The following is a 23203-nucleotide window of genomic DNA, read 5'->3' on the forward strand; positions in this document are numbered from 1 at the left end:
TGCGGGCCTTTGTCAGTTTGCCGTCTGGAAAACACAAGGATCCGAGACAAATTGCGGCGGCGTGGTGCACAAAGCACTTGCCACCTGAAACGCCGCGAGCACCTTTGGTACATAGTCCCGCGTCTCGGCATATGGGGGCACGCCACTGTGTTTGCGCACCGCCCCTTCACCTGCGTTATAGCCCGCAAGCACCAGAATCGGGTCCTGTCCGAATTCTTCCATCAGCCAATGCAGATAGCGTACTCCGCCCTCGATGTTCTGCTCGGGCCTGAAACTGTCCTTTACCCCGAACCGTTCAGCCGTGGCGGGCATAAGCTGCATCAGGCCCTGCGCCCCGGCCGAGCTTACAGCCCCCGCGCGACCGGCTGATTCCACCGAAATCACCGCCAACACCAAGGCCGGAGACACGTCGGTCCCTACGGTCGAGCGCAGGATATCGACACCGCGCTCGTTCACAATTTGCTGTAAGGTTTGCAAACGCGGCGCGGATACGCCTGCAGAGGTCACTGCCTGCACGGCTGCTCTTAGCCGGCCGGCATTGGCCTGTGCCAGCTCAGGCGAGACGCGGTTCCAGAACGCTTTGTAAGACCCAACCGGCTTTTCCTGGCCGGTCCCAGCGATTTTTGGTGGTATCGAGGCGGGCACCTTTGCGGGCGTGACCTCAGTTGGTGTCTCAAGTTCGACACCGGTGCTGGGCGCCGACGGTGCAGCGGCATGTTGTTCTGGTGTGATCTGAATGGTGACCCGCACACGTTCGCCCGGCTTGGGGGCCGAAAGTCGTTTGTACACACCGCGTGGTTCCTGCTCGGTCGCGAACGCCGGAGATATGGCACCAATCAGTACCACTACCGCTCCGGCGCAAAAGAGCGCGTTACGGATACACATTTGCCTGCCTCGATTTTTATCTTTTGAGTCAGTTTGAACCCCAGAACGCCTCACAACACCAGAAAAACAAAGCGAATTGGGGCAATTTCGCCTCATTTGCCGCTATTTTGCATCGCTTGAGCGGTGCTGGCAAAAAAAGGTAGGATAAATTTTCATTTTTTTTCAGTTGGTTACAAAATTTATCACCAAAAAGTTAAGCTTTGAGTGAAAAAAATCGGGATCGGCCCAATTCCTGCCACGCACAAGGGTCAAACATAGGTCCATACCGAGACGATCGGGAGCGGACTGAGAGAGGAAGCTCTGAAAGACGCCGAGGTTTAGATTACTTTTTTGATCCTTTAGGAGGGACGTAACATGATCAAGTTCATCAAGAACTTCCGCAAAGACGAAGACGGCGCCGTAACTGTAGACTGGGTCGTTCTGACCGCAGCCGTAGTCGGCCTGGCAGCTGTTGCTTACAACGCAATTGGCAGCGGCACCTCGAACATCTCTGCTGCAATCGGCACCGAACTGGGTGGCGTTGCAACTGACACAGGCAACCAGAACCTGAGCACCGACTTCTAATAGTCTTGCAGATTTGAACAATATGGTGGGGGCCATGCTTTCTTGGGCTTGGCCCCCTTCCTTTTGCAAACTCAAATTTTGGCGTTCATATGTTGAAAAGAATCGCAAAGTTCTCGACAAGCGAAGACGGCGCAGTCACAGTTGATTGGGTGGTGCTTACGGCGGCTGTCGTGGGTATGGGAGTCTTCATCGGGCTCTACATTGCGCAACCCGTCGACAACATTGATGAAGAAGTTGGCCAGAAACTCACGGCCTTGGAAGCTCAAAGCATTACTGTAAACTTCAGGTCTTCTGGCCCCTGAGCACAGGGGTTTTATTGGTGCGAAATGCACGAACGGGAACAAAATCATACATTGTCCCCCTTTTCGACACAATTCGCATATAGGCAAAGCTAAACGTCGTCGTAAGTTTATGGCGGAACGATTCAAAGAAAGTGATGCGAGGGGATGTAGATGCGCGCGGTATTTGGACTTGTCCTGCTAGTCGGGGTGGCTTTGGCCGGGGGTGCTGTTTACATGGCCCGTGATTACATCTCACAGCATCAGAACCAGCTCGCCCGTGAGCGCCAAGCAGCACAAGATGCTCTGGCGCAAGTGAATAACGTTAAAACTGTAAGTGTACTCGTAGCCGACAAAGCCTTGAGGTACGGAGAACTCTTAAAAGAAGAAGATATCCGAATCGTCAATTGGCCAGAAGATGCAATCCCTGAAGGTAGCTTTACGGATTTGACGGTACTTTTTCCTGAGACCGGTGACAAAGAACGCTTTGTATTGCGCGCCATGGAAAAAGATGAAGCGGTAATGGAGGTTAAAGTGACCCGGCCCGGTGAATCCGCAGGCCTTACATCACAACTTGAAAAAGGTATGCGTGCATTCGCGATCAGTGTCGATGTTGCATCGGGTGTATCGGGCTTCCTGCGCCCCGGAGACAGAATAGATGTCTATTGGACAGGTTCGGTCCGCGGTACGGGTTCCAGTGCAAATGGCGAAATCACTCGTCTGATTCAGACCAACATTCAATTGATTGCTGTTGACCAGACTGCAGGCTCAGACCTAACGGGTACTACGATTGCCCGAACGGTCACTGTATCTGCCACACCTGAACAAATAGCAGCGCTGGCACAGGCGCAAAACACTGGACGTCTTTCTCTTGCCTTGGTCGGGGCTCAAGATGATGAGGTTGCGAGCGCTATCGAGATCGACCAGCGCAAGCTGCTTGGAATCGAGGAAGTCGCACCCGAACCTGTGGCACCACAGAAAAAGGTCTGCACCATCCGTACACGCCGTGGCAGCGAGATCGTCGAGACCCCCATCCCCTGTACAAACTAACACTAATTCAGACTGTTACAGGATAAGGGCCGCGCACTACGCGCGGCCTCATTCATTTTGATGTTGCCCATTGTCCACATAAAGAAAATTCCAGAAACCCTTGATTATTGCAATAAATCTGGTTTTCGCGCAGGGTTCTTGGATAGAGGTCAAAAGACCCATGAAAATGAGTGGTGATCGGAGAGGCAGGTCACATGACAATACGTTCCTGGATCAGCGCAACCCTGCTGGGGTTGACGCTTGTAATGGGCTTAACCAGCGATGCTGCTTGGGCCGAAAATCTTCGCGTGGTCAAGAAGGGTACAGCCGAATCGCTGGATGTCCCGGTAAATCGCGCAATCGTTGTTGAAAGCGAAGAACCGTTTGCCGAGATCAGCATCGCGAATGCTGGCATCGCTGACGTTTCAACACTCTCAGATCGCACGATCTATGTACTCGGCCGCGCGCCGGGCATGACAACGCTGACGTTGTTCGACGGCGCAGGTAATCTTTTGACCAACGTACGTGTCCGGGTTGCCCCGGATGTGACCGAGTTCAAGGAAAGGCTTCGCCAAATTCTGCCGAACGAACGAATCGAGGTACGCACCGCGAATGACGGCATCGTTCTTTCTGGCACCGTTTCGAGCAGCGCCCGCCTTGCGCGGGCACTCGAGCTTGCAGAACGCTATGCACCTGAGCGCGTATCGAATCTTATGAATGTCGGCGGCGTGCAGCAAGTCATGCTGAAAGTTCGCTTTGCCGAGATGAACCGCTCGGTCGCCAAGAACCTGTCGGCTTCTTTGGGTTTCGGCGGTGGTGATGTAACCGCTGGTTTCAACACGCTGAATACGCAGGGCGCGCTATCGAACGCTTTGGCTAACAACATTCCAATCGCTCAGACCAATACTGGTGCCATCTTGTTCGGCTTCGGAGCTGGCTCAACTCAGATTCGGCTGCTGCTGGAAGCGCTTGAATCCAAAGGCTTAGCTCGGAGTTTGGCAGAACCAAATCTGTCTGCGCTTTCCGGACAAGAAGCCGAGTTCCTGGCTGGTGGTGAAGTCCCCATCCCGGTGCCACAAGACGACGGGGTTGTTGCAATCGAATATCGCCAATTCGGCGTGCAGGTGTTGTTCGTTCCTCGTGTTGTTGATGGGGATCTGATCAACCTCGAGATGGGTGCATCGGTCTCTAGCATCGACCCCAACTCCAATTTCACGATCAACGGCGACACAGTCCCCAGCTTCATCGTTCGCGAGACAAAAACAACTGTTGAACTGCGCGACGGCGAAAGCTTCGCAATCGCCGGATTGATCGAGGATGATTTCTCAGATCTGAGTAATCAGGTACCCTGGTTGGGTGATGTGCCGGTCCTTGGCGCATTGTTCCGCAGCGCACAGTACCAGCGTGAGCAAAGCGAGTTGGTCATTATCGTCACAGCGCATCTGGTCTCACCAACACGCGGCGAGGCTTTGGCCCTGCCCACTGATCGGGTGAAACCGCCCAGCGAGTTCGATTTGTTTGTAAATGGCAAAGTCGCTCGAACTGAAAGAAGCGGTAATGGCGCTGCATCCGAAGTCGCCAAACAGGATTTTGGTCAGTCTTACGGCTATGTCCTGGACTAATGGGAAAGGATAGGACCAATGGATAAGTGGATAATAGCGCTGTCTCTTTCGGTCGCAGTTGCAGGTTGCACACGCGAGGCCGGGTACGAGATCGACGCCGGAACTTTCGGGAACGCCACGCTGAATAATATTCAGGTTCTCAACGGCGAACTGACCTATGGCCAAATCTTGGCGCAACGTTTCGCCGCTGAGGTGCCGACGCAGATAAACTTTGCGTTTGACAGCGCAACTCTGGACGCTTCGGCCCAACGCATCCTGTTGCAACAAGCTGCTTGGATTAAGCGGTTTCCAGAAGCTCGGTTCCGGGTTTACGGCCATACCGATGCGGTTGGTTCAACCGCCTACAACAAACGGCTGGGACAACGCCGCGCGAATGCTGCGGTTGCTTTCCTGACGCAACAAGGTATCTCGCGTTCACGGCTTGAAGCTGTTGTTTCGTTCGGCAAGTCCAGACCCCTCGTCGCAACCGAGAATCGGGACCGACGCAATCGCCGAACGGTTACCGAAGTCTCAGGCTTTGTGGGTCGTCACCCCAGCGTTCTGGACGGGAAGTATGCTGAGATCGTCTACCGCGATTATGTTACGAGCGCGGAGACAGCCAGCGACATCAATGCCGAGCAAGATACCGGCGGCTGATAATCCCCAGGTCATGGGCGACATTGTCGCCCATTTCCCTACAATTGGTTCTTTTGCGCCCAATTCTTGCCCAACTTCCAAGCGACGTTGTGAACAATTGGGTGACCTGCGGCCAAAATTGACCGCATCGGGCGACAGCAAACCAGAACTGACCTTTCCTACGTTCACCTCGGTTTGCCCAGCCCTCTCGACGAGGATTGTGTTAATGACGAGCGCGACGCCGCAAGACGAAAATACCGCCATTCTGGCCTGTACGATCAGCCGCGATGTCCAGAATTTCGATCTGCTGATCGAAGATATGGAGACCGCACTGGGAGAGCGCTGGGGTGACCTTGGATTTGCTGAGGCGCTTGCGTTTTTCAGTCAACCCGAAGCAGAATCACTGCAGTTTGTCGCGCTTGCTCTGGACGGCGATGACGAGGACAACCTGACCTTGATGGGTGAGATTATTACCCAGGCCAAAGAAAAGGGTATCAAGGTCGTTCTGATCGCCGAAGACGTCACACCCGCTGCGTTGCACCAGCTTCTGCGCAAAGGCGCGGATGAGTTTGTGCCTTACCCGCTTCCCGAAAACGAGCTTCAGGAAGCCATTAACCGTATGAATAAGCCTGACCCTGTCGCCGCCCCACAGGCGGCAGGCGCGCCTCTGGTCAACGGCACGTCGAAGGAAGGCGCACTGTTTGTCGTTCAGGGGCTGGCCGGAGGCGTCGGTTCAACCACCATGGCCGTCAATCTGGCATGGGAATTGGCAACAGTTTCGAACAAAGAGGCCCCAAAGGTCTGCCTGATTGATCTGGATCTGCAATACGGCACCGTGTCGACTTATCTCGACCTACCCCGCCACGAAGCTGTGTTCGAAATGCTCTCGGACACCGATTCAATGGATGAGGAATCCTTTGGGCAAGCGCTACAAAGCTTTGAGGACAAGCTGCAGGTGCTGACCTCACCATCGGATATGATCCCGCTGGACATTATCACTCCGACGGATATTCAGCGCGTCATCGACACCGCTCGCACCCATTTCGACTATGTCGTGATCGACATGCCCAAAACCCTTGTGCAATGGTCCGAAACGGTTTTGCAGGCCGCCCATGTCTATTTCGCACTGATCGAGCTGGACATGCGCTCGGCGCAAAACGCATTGCGCCTCAAGCGTGCGCTGCAGGCCGAGGAGCTTCCCTTCAACAAGCTGCGTTTTGCAATGAACCGCGCGCCGAAGTTCACCGATCTGAATGGAAAAAGTCGCGTCAAACGGATGGGAGAAAGCCTTGGCATTTCGATCGATCTGCTTTTGCCGGATGGTGGAAAACCCGTGATGCAAGCCGGAGACCACGGCCTGCCGCTGGCGAGTTCCGCAGCCAAAAACCCGCTGCGCCGCGAAATCGCGAAGCTGGCCCAGTCCCTCCATAGCCTCGGCAGCAGCGACGCCGAAGCCGCTTAACACGAAGGAGAGCTGCCCGTGTTCTCAAGATACAAGAAACAGCCTCCGGCGCAGCCGGTTCAAGCCAAAACGCCCGCCCCGGCGCCGACAACCGAACCCGCCGCCGCATCTTCGGCGACCGCTGTGGCACGCAAACCGCTTAAGAAAAAAGCCGCCGAGGTTGTGGGCAACGACAAAGATCGCAAGCGCAAAGAGCGGTTGGGCGAAATCAAACTGGAATTGCACCGCGAACTGCTTGAAAACCTCAATCTCGCGGCGCTTGAAAAGGCCAGCGAGGCCGAGCTGCGCACCGAAATCAGCGCAATCGCAAGTGAAGTGCTTGAAGCACGAAATATCGTTCTGAACCGGGAAGATCGCAGTCAGCTCAACAAAGAGCTTTACGACGAGGTCACTGGTCTCGGACCGCTCGAGACACTGCTTCAGGACGACTCCGTCAACGATATTCTCGTGAACGGACCGCAACAGATTTTCGTCGAACGTCACGGCAAGCTGGAAATCAGCGACATCACGTTCAAGGATGAAAAGCACCTGATGCGGATCATCGACAAGATCGTCTCCGCCGTGGGTCGCCGTGTCGATGAATCAAACCCTTACGTTGACGCCCGTCTGGCCGATGGGTCGCGTTTCAACGCAATGGTGCCGCCAATTGCCGTTGATGGCTCGCTGGTTTCCATTCGTAAGTTCAAAAAAGACAAGCTGGGTATTGATGATCTGGTCAATTTCGGTGCGTTCACCGAAGAAATGGCCGCCTATTTGCAGGCCGCCGTCTCGACGCGCCTGAATATCATCGTCTCAGGCGGTACCGGTTCGGGTAAAACCACCACGCTGAACGCTTTGTCCAGCTTCATCGACGATGCCGAACGCATCCTGACCATCGAGGATACGGCGGAACTGCAACTGCAGCAGACTCATGTCGGACGAATGGAGAGCCGCCCCCCCAACGTGGAAGGCAAAGGTGAAGTCAGCCCGCGTGACTGTCTGAAAAACGCCCTGCGGATGCGTCCAGACCGCATCATCGTGGGCGAGACGCGTGGCGCCGAAGTGATCGACATGCTGCAGGCCATGAACACCGGACACGATGGCTCGATGACCACGATCCACGCCAACTCTGCCCGCGACGGGATATCGCGTCTGGAAAACATGATCGCGATGGCTGGGATTGAGATGCCAATCAAGGCGGTTCGTAGTCAGATCGCCTCCGCTGTAAACCTGATCGTGCAGGCCAGCCGTCTGCAGGACGGTTCACGCCGGATGACGTCGATCACCGAAATTACGGGGATGGAAGGTGACGTGATCTCGATGCAGGAAATATTTCGATTTCAACGTGTTGGCCTGACGCCAGACAACAAGATCATCGGTCACTTCACGGCCACTGGCGTGCGCAGCCACTATTCCGAGCGCTTCCGCCTGTGGGGCTTTGACCTGCCCGCTTCGATCTACGACCCAACCACGATGTAGGAGACCGGGGAAATGCAACTGCCTGTTGAGGCTCTCATATATGTTGGCATATTCGTTGGGGTTCTGGCCCTGGTCGAAGGTATCTACTTGGTTGCTTTTGGCAAATCGATCAGCCTGAACAGCCGCGTCAATCGTCGTTTGGACATGATTGACAAAGGGATCGGGCGCGAGCAGGTCCTGGAACAGCTGCGCAAGGAAATGCAGCAGCACATGAAATCACAGACGATACCGCTGTATTCTCTGCTGGCAGACAAGGCGCAAAAAGCTGCAATTGCCTTCTCGCCTGCGCAGTTGATCATGATTATGGTGCTGGTTTCAGTGGTCGCATTCTTTGGCCTGAGTATCGCAACCGCTACAGAAACAGCACTTCGCATCGCCATTTCCATCGCGATCGGGGTAGGTGCTGTATATGCCTGGGTAAGCAACAAAGCGAAAAAGCGCATGTCTCTGATTGAAGAGCAGCTGCCTGACGCCGTCGAATTGATGGTGAGATCCCTTCGCGTTGGTAACCCCTTCGTTTCTTCGGTCCAAATCGTGGCGAACGAGGTCGAGGACCCGCTGGCAACCGAATTTGGTGTGATTTCGGACGAATGCGCCTACGGTCGGGATGTAGGCGAAGCGCTTAAGGACCTCGCTGAGCGGCTGGATATGCAAGATCTGCGATTCCTCGCCGTTGCTGTCTCGATCCAACAACAATCCGGTGGCAACCTGGCTGAAATCCTTGCCGGTCTGGCGAAGGTCATCCGGGCACGGTTCCGTCTGTTTCGCCGCGTGAAAGCGATCACTGCAGAAGCACAATGGTCAGGTAAATTCCTGTCCGGCTTCCCGCTGTTTTGCTTGGGTTTCATCATGGTCAAAGATCCAGGGTACTATGACAACGTCATCGACCACCCTTACTTCATCCCCGCATGCTTTTTTGTCGGCATCATGCTGACGCTTAACCTGATCGTCATGCGCGTTCTCACCAACATCAAGGTCTGAGGGGCAGGTTATGGAATTCCTTTATTCAATCAATGATATGATCACCGAACATCTCGGTGAATTCGGGCCATTGATCATCATTGGTGTTCTGGGGCTGTTCATGATCCTGGTCACAATACCGCTGATGCTGAACCAGCCCGAAGACCCATTGAAGAAGCTGCAACGCTCGACGGCAGCTCCGAAGAAAACAAAGAAAAACGACAAGAAAGAACGCCTCAGAACTGCGGGTCGGAACGAACAGCTTGAGAAGTTCGCGAACTTTCTGGAGCCGCAGAACAAAGAAGAATACAGCGCAGTAGAACTCAAGCTTCGGCAGGCCGGTTATCAATCCAAAGACTCTGTTCGGTTTTATCATTTTGCACAGTTTGCGCTTGGTATCTTTGGTATTATTTTGGGTGTTTTGTTCGTGACCCTCTTTACCGACGGACAGGAGCTGACTGCACAGGATATGGCCATTCGCGTGCTTGTTCCCGGCGCGATCGGTTACTTCTTCCCGAAGTACTGGATCACACGGCGCGTTGCAGAGCGTCAGGAAGCCATCACCGCAGGTTTCCCCGACACACTGGATCTGATGTTGGTTTGCGTGGAAGCCGGACAATCGCTGGATCAGGCGATTGTAAGGGTCGCCGCAGAAATGAAGGCGTCGTACCCCGAAATATCCGAAGAATTTGAAGTTGTGGCGTACGAAATGAAGGCAGGTAAAGAGAAAGATACGGTCCTGCGCGATTTCGCAACGCGGTGTGGGGTACAAGACGTCAGCGCCTTCGTCACGGTTATGATCCAATCTGCGTCTTTTGGTACACCAATTGCCGACGCGCTTCGTGTCTATGCCGATGAAATGCGAGACAAGCGCGTGATGCGCGCTGAGGAAGCCGCTAACAAACTGCCAACGAAAATGACGCTGGCGACTATGACGCTTACAGTTCCTCCGCTATTGGTTATCTTGGTTGGTCCATCGGCAAAAGGCATATCGGAGCTTGGAAACTAGCAGATCGAGTTTGACACTTATCGAAGTGCTCAGGCTCTGCAGCCTCAGTCTTAGAAAAGTACTGCTTGCCACCATGGTCTTGACCATGGTGGCTTCTTGCACCGAAGGACCTTCGGCCAACGGCCCTTTCGCGCCCGGGATAGACCCTGATGGGCCGGCGGTTGATGAAATCGCGGCAGGCAACCGGTTGATGGCTGCCGGTGAGTATGAACTGGCCCTTGATTCCTTCACGCGAGCTGCCCTGCAGCAGGGAATGACCCCTGAGGTCCTGACCTCACTTGGCACCGCCAATCTGGGTCTGCGCCGGATTGGTCAGGCAGAGCCTCTGCTGCGTCGCGCCGTAGAGGATGATCCGGACTGGCCCGTCGCCTGGAACAATCTGGGGGTCTTTTTGATGGAGACCAACGAATATGCCGAGGCCGCTCAGGTGTTTCGCAGGGCCTTCGCTTTGGACAATGGCGAAAGTGACGCAATTCGAGACAATTTGCGGTTAGCACTCGCAAAAATGGAAAATCCTGTTAATAATACCGCACAAGAACAAGAATTTGAGCTGGAGCAGCGTGGCAACGGGGAATTCGTTCTGCGCAGAATACCGGCAACAGAGGCAGAGCAGTAAAAGGACGCAAAAATGCGCCACCCCTTCTTGATTCCGACGATGCTTGCGTGCGGGCTGGTGTTGACCGCCTGCGCAAAAGAAACCCAAGAAGAAAAGGTCGAACGGACATTTCAGGAGGTTAACGTCATTGACGAGACCAACCTGAATGACGTGATGCTGAATGCGGCCGACCCGAACGAAGCTGTCACCTATTTCCACGGTGCAGCCACCAAAAATCCTGACCGGATCGACCTGCATCGCGGATTGGCAATCAGCCTGACACGCGCCAAGCGCAACACCGAAGCGGCCGCAGCCTGGAAACGCGTTCTGGGCATGAAAGGCGCAAACAATTCGGATCGCGTTGAATATGCGGATGCGCAGGTGCGCAGTGGCAATTGGGACGGCGCGAAGGCGACGCTCGACAGCATCCCTCCGACGTATGAAACGTTCAAGCGTTATCGGCTTGAGGCCTTGGTCGCCGATTCCCGCAAAGACTGGAAAAGCGCGGATCACTTTTATGAGACCGCGGTCGGCCTGACCACACGTCCCGCGGGCGTCATGAACAACTGGGGCTATTCCAAGCTGACACGTGGCCAGTATTCCGAAGCCGAACGGTTGTTCACTGAAGCCATCCGAAACGACCAATCGCTGTTCACCGCGAAGAACAATCTGGTGCTGGCCCGCAGCGCGCAGGGCAACTACAGCGTACCGGTTGTTCCAATGACACAGATCGAGCGTGCACGTCTTCTGAACACGATGGCGATCTCGGCGGTCAAGCAAGGTGACATCAACCTTGCAAAGAACCTGTACCGCGAAGCGATCTCGACTCATCCGCAGCACTTCGACGAGGCTGTCCGGTCGCTGCGTGCGCTTGAGGATGCCTGATCTATGGTGATCCCTGCGGCAGCGGCGACGTGGTTCCTGCCCTTCGTCCTGCCAATCTGCTTCTACGTTGCCTTCACGGATATGCGCGAAATGCGCATCAAAAATCACGCTGTCCTTGCACTGACCCTGGTTTTTGTCGTCGTGGGCTTGATAGCTCTGCCGCCCTGGTCCGGCGAATGGGTTGCGGGGCGTTTGGGTCCACTATCGGTAGCGTTGCCTGTTTACGGCTGGCAATTGCTTCATATCTTCGTGGTTTTGTTGCTCGGCATCGTTTTGAACGCCGCCGGTGTGATGGGCGCGGGCGACGCCAAATTCTGCGCCGCCGCAGCACCGTTCGTCTGGACCGGAGACCTGATGTTGGGAATGGTGATTCTCGCAGCCACCACCCTTGGCGCTTTTGTGGCCCACCGGCTGGCCAAGCACACCCGCCTGCGTCAGGTTGCGCCGCACTGGGAAAGCTGGGATCGTGGCAAGCAGTTTCCGATGGGATTGCCGCTTGCAGGTAGTCTTGCCATCTATCTGATCCTTGGGACAATTCAAGGATCGTAAACAATCATCAGTGCGCCTTTTGCGCGCCTTGGTCCTGCCACAAAGCGGCGTCAAATTTTCCTCAAACGGCCCGTTTACGGGCTTCTGATGTGATAGTTGACGAACGAGTCCCGCTCATGAATATGCAGACGACCTCGGTTATGGCCCCCCCTGCCCCCAAAGGGTTGGCTGAAATGCAGCTTCCGCTGGTGATGATGCGGGACATCCTGCTGAAAACGATCTTTCGCAAGAACGTCGACACAGTGACCGAGGTCGCAGCTGCGGTCTGTTTGCCCGGCTCGGTCACGCAGGAACTGATTGATATCGCGCGCGAACAGAAACTGCTTGAGGCCACAGGGACCCTGAATGCCAACTCGGGCAACGAGATGGGCTATCAACTCACGGATGCGGGCAAGGCGCGCGCGCTGGATGCGCTGAGCCAGTCCGAGTACTTCGGCGCGATGCCGGTCCCGCTGGACGTCTACCGCGAGCAGGTCAAACGCCAGTCGATCCGCAACATTCAGGTCACACGCGACCAGCTGACAGGGGCAATGGGCCATTTGGTTCTGCCCGACAGTCTGCTGGACCATCTGGGCCCCGCCGTCAGCGCTGGCCGCTCCATCCTGATGTATGGCCCACCGGGCAACGGTAAATCCTCGATCTCGAACGGTATCCGGGACGCGCTGGGTGACAGTGTTTATGTTCCCTGGGCGATCGAATACGCCGGCCAGGTCATCACGGTTTACGATCCGATCGTGCACACCGCGATCGAGCAAGAGGCCGACGACCCCAACAGCCTGCGCCGCCGCAAACGGTTCGACACGCGCTACGTGCAATGCGAACGCCCCACTGTTGTAACGGGCGGTGAACTGTCGCTCAGCATGTTGGATCTGGTCTACAACCCCACCGCACGGACCTATCAGGCGCCGCTGCAGCTGAAATCCACCGGCGGCATCTTCATTGTGGACGACCTTGGACGTCAGGCCGAGCCCCCTCAGGCCCTGATCAACCGCTGGATCGTTCCGCTGGAGGAAAGCAAGGACATCCTTGGCCTCCAATCGGGTGAGAAGTTCGAAGTTCCCTTCGACACGCTGGTCATCTTCTCGACCAACTTCCACCCGAATGAAATCTTCGACCAGGCGGCCCTGCGCCGGATCTTCTTCAAGATCAAGATCGACGGCCCGAACCAGGAAAACTTCCTGAAAATCTTTGCCATGGTGGCACGCAAACGCGGCATCCCGCTGGACGAGGCCGCTCTGGTCCATCTGTTGAAGGTCAAGTATCCGACCATCAACAATATCTACGCGAACTATCAGCCGATCTTCCTGATCGACCAAATGATCGCGATTTGCGAGTTCGAGGGCATCCCCTATCAGATGAGCCCCGATCTGATTGATCGAGCCTGGGCAAATATGTTCGTCAGGGAAGAAAAGATCATCCACTGACCCCCTATCCTTCTGATCCTTGGCGGGTAATCTGCACCCATGACGCAGATTCCCGCCCGGATTAGCGATTGGTTTGCCACCAAAGGCTGGTCGATCCATCCCCATCAGCAACAGATGTTCGACCGGGCGCAGGACCCGGCGACTCTGCTGATCGCACCAACGGGTGGAGGCAAGACGATGGCCGGGTTTCTGCCGTCCTTGTCCGAACTGGCCGACGGGGCGCATGGCGGGCTGCACACGATCTATGTCTCACCGCTCAAGGCATTGGCGGCCGATATCCGCCGCAACCTGCGCACGCCCGTAGACGAAATCGGCCTGCCCATCCGCATCGAAGACCGCACCGGCGACACTTCGGCCACGCAAAAGAAACGCCAGCGCGCTGACCCACCGCATATCCTGCTGACCACGCCAGAAAGCCTTGCCCTGCTGACCTCATACGAGGATGCGCCACGGATGTTTCGCGGGATACAGCGCATCATTGTTGACGAGATACACGCGCTGGCCGAAAGCAAGCGCGGTGATCAGTTGATGCTGGCGTTGGCGCGGCTGCAAACGCTCTGCCCCGGTCTGCGCCGGGTTGGCCTGTCGGCCACCGTGGAAGACCCCGAAGGCATTGCACGCTTTCTGGCGCGCCACCCCGACCCCTGCCGCATCATTCAGGCCGATCCCGGACCGGATCCCGATATCGCCATGCTGCAAACCGACGAGATGCCCCCATGGTCCGGCGGCGGCGCGGCCTATGCGATCCCGGCGGTGCTGCAGCAGATCAGGCAGCACAAGACCACGCTGATCTTTCACAACACCCGCGCACAGGCCGAAATATTCTTTCATAACCTCTGGCTTGCGAATGATGACGGCCTACCCATCGGTATCCATCACGGCAGTCTGGACCGGCAACAGCGCGAACGGGTCGAGGCCGCGATGGTGCGCGGTGATTTACGGGCGATTGTTTGCACAGGCAGCCTCGATCTGGGGATCGACTGGGGCGACGTGGATCTGGTCATCCAGATCGGGGCGCCGAAGAATGTCAAACGGCTGGTGCAGCGGATCGGGCGGGCGAACCATCGCTATAACGCGCCGTCCAAGGCTCTACTGGTGCCCGCCAACCGATTTGAGGTGGTCGAATGCGTGGCCGCGCTGCAAGCGGTGCAAGAGCATGATCTGGACGGTGAACCGCGCGGGTCTGGCCCCCGGGACGTGCTGTGCCAGCATATCCTGATCGCGGCGGCGGCTGGGCCGTTTGACGCCAATGCGCTTTATGCTGAGATGACGGCGGCGGGGCCCTACGCAGACCTGAGCCGCGCCGCGTTTGATGCTTGTCTCGAGTTCAGCGCCACCGGTGGTTATGCCTTGCGCGCCTATGATCGCTGGCAGCGTTTGCAACAACGACCCGACGGACGCTGGCAGTTGCGGGACCCGCGCGCGGCGCAGCGTATTCGTATGAATCTGGGCACGATTCAGGACACCGACACCCTGAAGGTCCGCCTGAAACGCAATCGCGGCGGCAAGCCTCTGGGCGAGGTCGAAGAGGGCTTTGCCGCCTCGCTGACCCCCGGCGACACCTTCCTGATCGGCGGCCAGATCGTGCGCTATGAGGGCCTGCGCGAGATGGTTGTCGAGGTTAGCCGCCGGGCCGACAAAAAGCCCAAGATCGCCACCTTCATGGGCACAAAATTTGCCACCTCGACACAGCTGAGTGACCGAATCCTGCGCATGTTCGCCCAGCCAGACTGGCCGCAATTGCCCGCACATACGGCTGAGTGGCTGGCACTGCAGCGCGACGTATCGCGGCTGCCTCAACGCGACCGCCTGCTGATCGAGAGCTTTCCCGATCAGGGCCGCGAACATCTGTGTGTCTACGGATTCGCCGGGCGGAACGCCCAGCAGACGCTGGGGCTGTTGCTGACCAAACGGATGGAGGAAACCGGGCTGGCCCCGCTGGGTTTTGTCGCCACGGACTATGCCACGCTGATCTGGGGACTGGATGCGGTGACCGACCCGCGCCCGCTGTTCCGGCTGGATGCGCTGCGCGACGGGCTGGAAACATGGCTGGCGGGCAATGCGGTGATGAAACGGACCTTTCGTGCCTCGGCCACCATCGCGGGCCTGATCGAGCGTAATACGGGTGGGCACCGCAAAAGCGGGCGGCAGGCGACGTTTTCGTCGGATATCCTCTATGACACGCTGTTGAAATACGACCCCGACCACCTTCTGATGCAAATCACACGCGAAGAGGCGATGCGTGGTCTCGTCGATTTTGGGCGCATCGAGGCAATGATCGCCCGGATCGGGGATCGCGTTGATCTGCTGCGGCTCAAGAGGGTCTCCCCGCTCGCCGCCCCGTTGTTTCTGGAGGCTGGAAAAGTCCCCGTCAAAGGCGAAGCCGAAGAACGCCTGCTTGCCGAAGAAAGTGCGCGCCTGATGAGCGCTGCGGGCCTTGCGCCTGAGTGATTCTTCTTGCGCGGCGGGTCGAAACAAGTAACGAACGGATCATGAACGCTCTGACCTTCAGCTTCAAAGACCATAGTTTTTCCGCCCTAGGATCAGGGGCTTTATGGTGGCCCGACCAGCGTCTGCTGTGTGTTTCGGACCTGCATCTGGGCAAATCTGAGCGGATGGCCCGCCGGGGCGGCCCTGCCCTGCCCCCCTATGACACGCGCGAGACATTGACTCGTCTGGCGGACGATCTGAGCCGAACCAATGCCATGACCGTAATCTGTCTGGGCGACAGCTTTGACGACCTTCATGCCTCGCAAGCCCTGTCCGAGCAGGACCGTTTGCATATCGCCACGCTACAGGCCGGGCGACGCTGGGTCTGGATCGAGGGCAATCACGACCCCGGCCCGGTCGAGCTGGGCGGGGCACATCGCGCGGAATGGCGCTGTCGTGGTCTGACCTTTCGCCATATTGCAGCACCTGATGGACAAAACGAGATTTCGGGGCACTACCATCCCAAGGTGGGCCTGTCCGCCAAGGGTCGTCAGGTCTCACGACCCGCCTTTCTGGTGGATGAGAGGCGCGTGATTCTGCCCGCCTACGGCACCTATACCGGCGGCTTGCGAAGCTCAAACAAAGCGCTTTCGCATCTCATGGCACCGAACGCCATGGCAATCCTTACGGGCGCGACCCCCCGGATGATTCCTATGCCCCGATGACAGCTAAAGCAGCCCGTCCCGTTCAAGCATTGGTTTGTATTTACGACTGATCGGAATGAGGTCGCCATTGCACAGGCGCAGAAAAGTCTTACCCCCCTGCTTCTCGCTGCCGACGATGGCGGCATCCACGATCCAGTGCGACCGATGGGTACAATGGCCTGCTATCGTATCCATATCCGCGATCGCATCGGTAAAGCGCGACCTAATGGTGAACACTCCCTCAGATGTCACCACATCAACCATGTGATCCCGTACGGTCAGCCGATAAATCTGACCCTGAAAGGATTCGGGCAGCCGCGCATATAGCCGCGGTTTCGGTTCGCTTTCTGGCACATCCACCCGATCCCGCTGCCGGACCAGCAGAAGACCTGTGGCAAACAACACGCCATACGGGGCCACCATCAAAAGACCCGGAGCCATCAAACCATTCAGCGTGAACTGAACCCATGTCAGCAACCATAGCGAGGGCGCGAACAACATGAGGATCAACAGCGCAAACGCCAGGTCCCGGACCAGCAGATCCGAGTGCAGCAGCTTCTGGCGCACCAGCTTGCCCGCTGCCCATGTCGCGGCCAAAGCCAATAACATGACCCCCGACCAGTATACGAGGCGCTGGGGGAAGGACAGCGTAAGGTCCCGAAACGGGGCGAAAGAATAAGCCATCAGAGGTATGAAAACGAGCCCCGCAAGAATACGCTGCAGGCTTAGATGCGCCAATATCGTTTCCAGTCTAAAACTCATACAAATCCGCACGCCTCCCAACGCATTCCTGCATTCGCTTGGATGAAGGCGATCTTATCCCTCTAACTGGCTGGAACAGAAGGTTTATCACCTACTAACGTTAGGTCAACGGAGGTAATGTCCGAATTAATGTTTCAATACGCTCAAATAGTTTGGGCCGAAAAGCGCTGGTGCTTTTCGGCCCAAAACTGATGTCAGGCGAGGTCAAAGAATCCCTCTGAGAATCGGTACTAGGCTGTCAGACCTTCCGGCTCTGGCAGACCATTGGCCCGGCAGCAGGCGGTCAGGGTATTCGCAAGCAAGCAAGCGATGGTCATCGGACCGACACCACCGGGGACCGGAGTGATGGCACCGGCACGCTCGCATGCGCTGGCAAAGTCAACGTCACCGACCAGTTTGTTCTTGCCGTCCCGCTCGATCCGGTTGATGCCCACGTCGATGACAGTCGCGCCTTCCTTGATCCAGTCGCCCGGCACCATCTCGGGGCGACCAACCGCGGCCACAACGATATCGGCACGGCGGACAACCTCGGGCAGGTCCTTGGTGCGCGAATGCGCGATGGTCACGGTGCAGCTATCGCCCAGCAGCAGCTGCGCCATGGGCTTACCCACGATGTTCGACCGTCCAATCACAACCGCGTCCATACCCGACAGCGAGCCGTGATGGTCACGCAGCATCATCAGACAGCCCAGCGGCGTGCAGGGCACCATTGACTTCTGGCCTGTACCCAACAGACCCACGTTCGAGATGTGGAACCCGTCCACGTCCTTGGCAGGATCGATCGAGTTGATCACCAGATCTTCGTTCAGATGCTTGGGCAGCGGCAATTGCACCAGAATGCCATGCACAGCCGGATCATTGTTCAGCTTGTCGATCAGCGCCAGCAGATCTTCTTCGGACGTGTCGACATCCAGCTTGTGCTCGTACGAGTTCATGCCGACCTCAACGGTCTGCTTACCTTTCGAGCGGACATAGACCTGACTGGCCGGGTCTTCGCCCACCAGAACCACCGCCAGACCGGGGGTGATTCCGATTTCTTCCTTCAGCTTCGCAACCTGATCGGCCACCTGCGCGCGGACCTTGGCCGCAAAGGCCTTACCGTCGATGATTTGGGCTGCCATCCTTCGATCCCTTCTTTCAAAATCAATCGGGCGCAAACTGCGCCCGAGCCATTCAGTCGGTTCCGATCACGCGCTCTTCCCGCGCAATCGACCAGTCAATCAATATGCGCCACAGTCTCTCGGCCAGAGCGGGATCAAGGCCCAGCTCATCGGCGCTGGCGCAGACCTTGCCCACCACCTCTTCGACGCGGTCGGGGATGCGCGCGGGCAGTCCTTCGGCCGGTTTCAGCTCAGATGCGCGGTCGATATATCCCGCCCGCGTCACCAACATCTCGATCAGTTGGCGATCCAGCTTGTCGATCTGAACCCGCAGTTCCTGCATCGAATGACAGTCTTGCGGCGGTGTCAGAGTGGGCATCGTGGTCTCCTCATGGCCCGGGGCAATCCCCGGACCACGAGATGTCTTATTCAGCGGCTTAGAACAAGCCCTCGATCTCACCTGCGTCGTTAAGGCAGATGGTTTCCGCAGCAGGTTTGCGCGGCAAACCGGGCATGGTCATGATCTCGCCGCAGACAACCACGATGAAGCCAGCGCCTGCGGACAGGCGGACCTCACGCACCGGAACCGAGTGCCCGGTGGGCGCGCCGCGCAGGGTCGGATCGGTCGAGAACGAGTACTGGGTTTTCGCCATGCAGACCGGCAGGTTGCCATAGCCCGCTTCTTCCCACTCACGCAGTTGGTTGCGGATCTTGTTGTCGGCCAGAACCTCATCCGCGCGATAGATGCGCTTGGCGATGGTTTCGATCTTCTCGAACAGCGCCATCTCGTCCGGATAGATCGGCGAGAAGTTCGCAGAACCACCATCGACGATTTCCACGACCTTCTCGGCCAAAGGCGCAGAGCCTTCCGAACCCAGTTCCCAGTGACGCGACAGAACCGCCTCGACCCCGTGCTCGCCGCAATAGTCTTTTACGGCCTGCACTTCGGCGTCGGTGTCGGTGACAAAGTGGTTGATGGCGACGACAACCGGCACGCCGAAGGACTTCACGTTCTCGATGTGACGTCCCAGGTTGGCACAGCCCGACTGAACCGCTTCGACGTTTTCCGCGCCCAGATCAGCCTTGGCCACGCCGCCGTTCATCTTCATCGCGCGCACGGTGGCAACCAGCACCACAGCCGACGGAGCGATACCTGCCTTGCGGCACTTGATGTTCATGAACTTCTCGGCACCCAGATCGGCACCAAAGCCTGCTTCGGTCACGACATAGTCAGCCACTTTCAGCGCGGTTTTGGTCGCGATGACCGAGTTACAGCCGTGCGCGATGTTCGCGAACGGACCGCCGTGGACGAAGGCCGGGTTGTTTTCCAGCGTCTGCACCAGGTTCGGCTGCATCGCGTCTTTCAGCAGAACGGTCATTGCGCCTTCTGCCTTGATGTCGCGGCAGTAAACCGGGGTCTTGTCGCGACGGTAAGCAACGATGATGTCGCCCAGACGCTTTTCCAGGTCTTTCAGGTCGTTGGCCAGGCAGAGGATCGCCATAACTTCGGACGCCACGGTGATGTCAAAACCTGCTTCACGCGGGAAACCGTTCGACACGCCGCCCAAGCTGGCAGTGATCTGACGCAGCGCGCGATCGTTCATGTCGACCACGCGACGCCATGCAACGCGGCGGATGTCGATGTCGCACTCATTGCCCCAATAGATGTGGTTGTCGATCATTGCCGACAGCAGCGAGTGGGCCGAGGTGATGGCGTGGAAGTCGCCGGTGAAGTGCAGGTTCATTTCCTCCATCGGAACAACCTGTGCGTAACCGCCACCTGCAGCACCGCCCTTCATACCGAAGTTCGGGCCAAGCGAGGCTTCGCGGATACAGATCATCGCGTTTTTGCCGATCCGGTTCAGGCCGTCGCCCAGACCTACGGTGGTGGTGGTCTTGCCTTCACCCGCAGGGGTCGGGTTGATCGCGGTGACAAGGATCAGCTTGCCGTCTTCGCGGTCCTGAACCGAGTTGATGAAGTCCTGGCTGACCTTCGCCTTGTCGTGGCCATAAGGCAGCAGATCCGCAGATTCGATGCCGATCTTTGCACCGATTTCCTGAATCGGCTTCTTGTTCGCCTCGCGAGCGATTTCGATGTCGGATTTGTAGCTCATTGGCCGGGGTCCTTGATTGAATACCGTGCATAACCGACGAGTGGCGCCGGCGCTGGGCGTTTCATACCGTTGTGTACAATTCCGGTAGCTCTGGATTCCGACATTCTGGCGTCGCGAAGCGTCGTAAGGTCAGTCAGGCGTTTCTAATCGGAAACCTCAGGGGGCCCAGGCACGCTGATCCGGGGTGAACAGCTTCATCCGGTCGCCCAGACACAGCGCCCCCGGCCGTTCGACCCATGCCGTCACGCCGCGCCGATCCTTGGCGGCTGGCTTGAACGCAGCGCCCTTGCCCGGCTCCTCGGCCTCGACCTCGCGCCCCGGCAGGATGCAGGGGCGGTTCTCCATGTCGATCACGATGGTCAAACCGCTTGCGGCCTGAAGGCGCGATGACGGCGGCACATGGGTAAAATCCGGAATGCCGCGCAGCACGATACTGGCCCCCATCAGGGAAGGGTCCAGCTGATCCATCCCCATCTCAGCCGCGATCCCCTGCACTTCTTCTTCAGAAAGAACCGACAGTTGCCGCACATTGCGAATCTCAGTGCCCTGAGGATAGAGGTTCTTGACCCGCACGCAGGATGCCCGCGTCTCACCCTCATGCCGCGCCCCAGCGTCGCCCGAGAACCCAAGCGTCAGCGCATCGACGGGTTGTGCGCGCAGGGATTGACCCGCAGGTACATGACCCAGCCAAACGATTTCAGCCACATAGTCAGTTTCTTTCAGGACCGGCATATTATCCCCCTCTGATTGCCTGCACACCAAAAGTCATTCGAGGCGGATTGAAAAGAAAAAACCCGGGGCTTACCCCGGGTTTTGTTCGTTTATGCCGAAGGTTCCGGCTCCATCCCGCCCTCGGGCGGAGACTTCTTGGGCTTGGTCTTCGGGATCGCCGTGACGCTGGGTGCATTGCCCTCGTCCGGCTTGTCACCCTCATCATCGCTTTCACTGGGCGGCTCGCCATTCATGACGCGCTTGATCTCGTCACCGGTCAGGGTTTCATATTCAAGCAGACCTTGGGCCAGACGCTCCCATTCCTCGTGCTTTTCGGTCAAAATCTCGTGCGCACGCTCATATCCCTGCTGGATCAGGCGCTTCACTTCTTCCTCGATCAGCTCTTTGGTATGCGCCGAGACAGAGAACCCGGCGGTGTTGCCCGAGTACCCCTCATGCGCTTCGGCATAGTCGATATTACCGACCTTGTCCGACATCCCCCAGCGCATCACCATCGCGCGTGCCAACTGGCTGGCCTGCATAATGTCACCGGCAGGGCCGTTCGAGACATGGTCCTCGCCGTATTTGATGACCTCAGCGGCTTTGCCCGCCATGGTCATGGCCAGCTTCTGCTCGCACTCATCGCGGTGATAGTTCAGACGGTCCATTTCCGGCAGAGAGACAACCATCCCCAGCGCACCACCGCGCGGGATGATCGTCGCCTTGTAGACCGGATCACATTCGGGCAGCGCCAGACCGACCACGGCATGGCCAGCCTCGTGATAGGCTGTCTTTTCCTTCTGATCCTGCGTCAGCACCATCGAGCGGCGCTCGGCCCCCATCATCACTTTGTCTTTAGCGTTCTCGAAATCTTCCATCGTGACAAAGCGGCGACCTACGCGGGCTGCCATCAGCGCTGCCTCATTCACGAGGTTCGCCAGATCGGCACCCGAGAAGCCCGGCGTACCCCGCGCGATGATGCGCAGGTCAACATCGGGGCCCAGAGGTGTTTTGCGCGCGTGAACGCCCAGAATCTTCTCACGACCTTTGATGTCAGGGTTGCCGACGGTCACGTTCCGGTCAAACCGGCCCGGACGCAGCAGCGCGGGGTCCAGAACATCCTTCCGGTTGGTGGCCGCCAGAATGATCACGCCTTCGTTGGCCTCAAACCCGTCCATCTCGACCAGCAACTGGTTGAGGGTCTGTTCGCGTTCGTCGTTACCACCGCCATAACCAGCGCCACGATGGCGACCCACGGCATCGATCTCGTCGATGAACACGATACAAGGAGCGTTCTTCTTGGCTTGTTCGAACATGTCGCGAACGCGGGACGCACCCACACCGACGAACATCTCAACAAAGTCCGAGCCCGAGATGGTAAAGAACGGAACACCGGCCTCACCGGCAATGGCGCGGGCCAGCAGAGTTTTACCGGTACCCGGAGGGCCAACCAGCAGCGCGCCCTTGGGAATCTTACCGCCCAGACGCGAGAATTTCTGCGGGTTGCGCAGGAACTCGACGATCTCTTCAAGCTCTTCCTTGGCCTCGTCGATGCCGGCCACGTCGTCAAAGGTCACGCGGCCATGCTTTTCGGTCAGCATCTTGGCCTTGGACTTTCCAAAGCCCATTGCACCACCTTTGCCACCGCCCTGCATCCGGTTCATGAAATAGACCCAGACACCAATCAGCAGCAGGAAAGGTAGCAGCGTGATCAGGAACGACTGGAAGCCCGATTGCTGCTGTTTCACAGCCTCGACAGGAATGTTCTCTTCGATCAGCAGTTTCGTCACCTCGGCATCGCCGGGTTTGATCGTCGTGTAGGTCGCGCCGCTCTGCGTGGCATAGCGAATCTGCTCGCCATCCAGCGTGACTTTGCTGACCTCGCCATTCTGAACGGCGGTCACGAAATCGGAATAGGTTTTTTCATTGCCCTGAAGCGTTCCACCCGGTCCGCTGAAAAGGTTGAACAGTGCAAGGATCAGCAGAAACAGAACGACCCAGAAGGCGATGTTGCGAGCGTTGCCCAAGGAAAATCTCCCAGAAGGTT

The 23203-nt window shown here is 57.4% G+C and carries 22 protein-coding genes; 15 read left to right on the forward strand and 7 right to left on the reverse strand.

What is annotated here, in order from left to right; all coding sequences use genetic code 11:
• Positions 1-12 precede the first annotated feature (12 nt).
• A complete protein-coding gene (locus tag ACR0KM_RS01955) occupies positions 13-885 on the reverse strand; it encodes a lytic transglycosylase domain-containing protein (protein WP_480856890.1) in 873 nt (290 codons plus the stop codon).
• 354 nt (positions 886-1239) lie between these two features.
• On the opposite strand from ACR0KM_RS01955, the gene ACR0KM_RS01960 reads away from it, so the two are divergent.
• The 15 genes from ACR0KM_RS01960 (at position 1240) to pdeM (ending at position 16490) form a co-directional block, all read left to right on the forward strand.
• A complete protein-coding gene (locus ACR0KM_RS01960) occupies positions 1240-1449 on the forward strand; it encodes a Flp family type IVb pilin (protein ID WP_480856889.1) in 210 nt (69 codons plus the stop codon).
• Positions 1450-1538: 89 nt separating this feature from the next.
• Complete coding sequence (locus tag ACR0KM_RS01965; RefSeq protein ID WP_480819376.1) at positions 1539-1751, forward strand: hypothetical protein; 213 nt, start codon at positions 1539-1541, stop codon at positions 1749-1751.
• A 150-nt stretch (positions 1752-1901) separates the two neighbouring features.
• The gene (gene cpaB, locus ACR0KM_RS01970) at positions 1902-2777 is read left to right on the forward strand and encodes a Flp pilus assembly protein CpaB (protein ID WP_480856885.1); all 876 of its coding nucleotides are present in this window, start codon (positions 1902-1904) and stop codon (positions 2775-2777) included.
• A 194-nt stretch (positions 2778-2971) separates the two neighbouring features.
• A complete protein-coding gene (locus ACR0KM_RS01975) occupies positions 2972-4378 on the forward strand; it encodes a type II and III secretion system protein family protein (protein WP_480856884.1) in 1407 nt (468 codons plus the stop codon).
• 18 nt (positions 4379-4396) lie between these two features.
• Positions 4397-5014 (forward strand): OmpA family protein, encoded by a 618-nt coding sequence (locus ACR0KM_RS01980; RefSeq protein WP_480819373.1) that lies wholly within the window; start codon positions 4397-4399, stop codon positions 5012-5014.
• Positions 5015-5219: 205 nt separating this feature from the next.
• Positions 5220-6455: a CpaE/TadZ family protein gene (locus ACR0KM_RS01985; RefSeq protein WP_480819372.1), complete on the forward strand. Its 1236-nt coding sequence runs from the start codon at positions 5220-5222 to the stop codon at positions 6453-6455.
• 18 nt (positions 6456-6473) lie between these two features.
• Positions 6474-7913 (forward strand): TadA family conjugal transfer-associated ATPase, encoded by a 1440-nt coding sequence (locus ACR0KM_RS01990; protein ID WP_480856882.1) that lies wholly within the window; start codon positions 6474-6476, stop codon positions 7911-7913.
• A 12-nt stretch (positions 7914-7925) separates the two neighbouring features.
• Positions 7926-8894 (forward strand): type II secretion system F family protein, encoded by a 969-nt coding sequence (locus tag ACR0KM_RS01995; protein ID WP_480819370.1) that lies wholly within the window; start codon positions 7926-7928, stop codon positions 8892-8894.
• Between the two features lie 10 nt (positions 8895-8904).
• Complete coding sequence (locus ACR0KM_RS02000) at positions 8905-9882, forward strand: type II secretion system F family protein (RefSeq protein WP_480856880.1); 978 nt, start codon at positions 8905-8907, stop codon at positions 9880-9882.
• A gap of 73 nt (positions 9883-9955) precedes the next feature.
• Positions 9956-10498, forward strand: a complete 543-nt coding sequence (locus tag ACR0KM_RS02005; RefSeq protein WP_480857617.1) for a tetratricopeptide repeat protein — start codon at positions 9956-9958, stop codon at positions 10496-10498.
• A 12-nt stretch (positions 10499-10510) separates the two neighbouring features.
• Positions 10511-11362 carry a tetratricopeptide repeat protein gene (locus ACR0KM_RS02010; RefSeq protein WP_480819368.1) on the forward strand — a complete coding sequence of 284 codons (852 nt, stop codon included), beginning with the start codon at positions 10511-10513 and terminating at the stop codon, positions 11360-11362.
• Positions 11363-11365: 3 nt separating this feature from the next.
• Positions 11366-11911 carry a prepilin peptidase gene (locus ACR0KM_RS02015; protein WP_480819367.1) on the forward strand — a complete coding sequence of 182 codons (546 nt, stop codon included), beginning with the start codon at positions 11366-11368 and terminating at the stop codon, positions 11909-11911.
• A gap of 116 nt (positions 11912-12027) precedes the next feature.
• Positions 12028-13335, forward strand: a complete 1308-nt coding sequence (locus ACR0KM_RS02020) for an ATPase (protein WP_480819366.1) — start codon at positions 12028-12030, stop codon at positions 13333-13335.
• A 39-nt stretch (positions 13336-13374) separates the two neighbouring features.
• Positions 13375-15786, forward strand: coding sequence for a ligase-associated DNA damage response DEXH box helicase (locus tag ACR0KM_RS02025; RefSeq protein ID WP_480856878.1), 2412 nt, complete (start codon positions 13375-13377; stop codon positions 15784-15786).
• 41 nt (positions 15787-15827) lie between these two features.
• Positions 15828-16490, forward strand: coding sequence for a ligase-associated DNA damage response endonuclease PdeM (gene pdeM, locus ACR0KM_RS02030; protein ID WP_480856875.1), 663 nt, complete (start codon positions 15828-15830; stop codon positions 16488-16490).
• 3 nt (positions 16491-16493) lie between these two features.
• Here the strand turns inward: pdeM and ACR0KM_RS02035 are convergent, their stop codons facing one another.
• The 6 genes from ACR0KM_RS02035 to ftsH form a co-directional block, all read right to left on the reverse strand.
• Positions 16494-17231: a LytTR family DNA-binding domain-containing protein gene (locus ACR0KM_RS02035; RefSeq protein WP_480856874.1), complete on the reverse strand. Its 738-nt coding sequence runs from the start codon at positions 17229-17231 to the stop codon at positions 16494-16496.
• 230 nt (positions 17232-17461) lie between these two features.
• Positions 17462-18352: a bifunctional methylenetetrahydrofolate dehydrogenase/methenyltetrahydrofolate cyclohydrolase FolD gene (folD, locus tag ACR0KM_RS02040; RefSeq protein WP_480856872.1), complete on the reverse strand. Its 891-nt coding sequence runs from the start codon at positions 18350-18352 to the stop codon at positions 17462-17464.
• Between the two features lie 52 nt (positions 18353-18404).
• Positions 18405-18710 carry a chorismate mutase gene (locus tag ACR0KM_RS02045; RefSeq protein ID WP_480819361.1) on the reverse strand — a complete coding sequence of 102 codons (306 nt, stop codon included), beginning with the start codon at positions 18708-18710 and terminating at the stop codon, positions 18405-18407.
• Between the two features lie 58 nt (positions 18711-18768).
• Entirely contained in the window at positions 18769-20445 is a 1677-nt protein-coding gene (locus tag ACR0KM_RS02050) for a formate--tetrahydrofolate ligase (RefSeq protein WP_480819360.1), read from the reverse strand.
• Positions 20446-20601: 156 nt separating this feature from the next.
• Complete coding sequence (locus tag ACR0KM_RS02055; RefSeq protein ID WP_480856870.1) at positions 20602-21177, reverse strand: MOSC domain-containing protein; 576 nt, start codon at positions 21175-21177, stop codon at positions 20602-20604.
• An 89-nt stretch (positions 21178-21266) separates the two neighbouring features.
• The gene (gene ftsH, locus ACR0KM_RS02060) at positions 21267-23183 is read right to left on the reverse strand and encodes an ATP-dependent zinc metalloprotease FtsH (protein WP_480819358.1); all 1917 of its coding nucleotides are present in this window, start codon (positions 23181-23183) and stop codon (positions 21267-21269) included.
• Positions 23184-23203 lie beyond the last annotated feature (20 nt).

It is taken from the genome of Ruegeria sp. G10 (genome assembly GCF_056533645.1).

Coding starts and splice junctions, on each gene's coding strand:
- ACR0KM_RS02050 (WP_480819360.1), bottom strand. CDS start 20,445: ATGAGCTACAAATCCGACATCGAAATCGCTCGCGAGGCGAACAAGAAG.
- ACR0KM_RS02000 (WP_480856880.1), top strand. CDS start 8,905: ATGGAATTCCTTTATTCAATCAATGATATGATCACCGAACATCTCGGT.
- ACR0KM_RS01975 (WP_480856884.1), top strand. CDS start 2,972: ATGACAATACGTTCCTGGATCAGCGCAACCCTGCTGGGGTTGACGCTT.
- ACR0KM_RS02005 (WP_480857617.1), top strand. CDS start 9,956: ATGGTCTTGACCATGGTGGCTTCTTGCACCGAAGGACCTTCGGCCAAC.
- cpaB (WP_480856885.1), top strand. CDS start 1,902: ATGCGCGCGGTATTTGGACTTGTCCTGCTAGTCGGGGTGGCTTTGGCC.
- ACR0KM_RS01965 (WP_480819376.1), top strand. CDS start 1,539: ATGTTGAAAAGAATCGCAAAGTTCTCGACAAGCGAAGACGGCGCAGTC.
- pdeM (WP_480856875.1), top strand. CDS start 15,828: ATGAACGCTCTGACCTTCAGCTTCAAAGACCATAGTTTTTCCGCCCTA.
- ACR0KM_RS01955 (WP_480856890.1), bottom strand. CDS start 885: ATGTGTATCCGTAACGCGCTCTTTTGCGCCGGAGCGGTAGTGGTACTG.
- ACR0KM_RS01985 (WP_480819372.1), top strand. CDS start 5,220: ATGACGAGCGCGACGCCGCAAGACGAAAATACCGCCATTCTGGCCTGT.
- ACR0KM_RS01980 (WP_480819373.1), top strand. CDS start 4,397: ATGGATAAGTGGATAATAGCGCTGTCTCTTTCGGTCGCAGTTGCAGGT.
- ACR0KM_RS02020 (WP_480819366.1), top strand. CDS start 12,028: ATGAATATGCAGACGACCTCGGTTATGGCCCCCCCTGCCCCCAAAGGG.
- ACR0KM_RS01960 (WP_480856889.1), top strand. CDS start 1,240: ATGATCAAGTTCATCAAGAACTTCCGCAAAGACGAAGACGGCGCCGTA.
- ACR0KM_RS01995 (WP_480819370.1), top strand. CDS start 7,926: ATGCAACTGCCTGTTGAGGCTCTCATATATGTTGGCATATTCGTTGGG.
- ACR0KM_RS02045 (WP_480819361.1), bottom strand. CDS start 18,710: ATGCCCACTCTGACACCGCCGCAAGACTGTCATTCGATGCAGGAACTG.
- ACR0KM_RS02035 (WP_480856874.1), bottom strand. CDS start 17,231: ATGAGTTTTAGACTGGAAACGATATTGGCGCATCTAAGCCTGCAGCGT.
- ACR0KM_RS02010 (WP_480819368.1), top strand. CDS start 10,511: ATGCGCCACCCCTTCTTGATTCCGACGATGCTTGCGTGCGGGCTGGTG.
- ACR0KM_RS02025 (WP_480856878.1), top strand. CDS start 13,375: ATGACGCAGATTCCCGCCCGGATTAGCGATTGGTTTGCCACCAAAGGC.
- ACR0KM_RS02015 (WP_480819367.1), top strand. CDS start 11,366: ATGGTGATCCCTGCGGCAGCGGCGACGTGGTTCCTGCCCTTCGTCCTG.
- ACR0KM_RS02055 (WP_480856870.1), bottom strand. CDS start 21,177: ATGCCGGTCCTGAAAGAAACTGACTATGTGGCTGAAATCGTTTGGCTG.
- folD (WP_480856872.1), bottom strand. CDS start 18,352: ATGGCAGCCCAAATCATCGACGGTAAGGCCTTTGCGGCCAAGGTCCGC.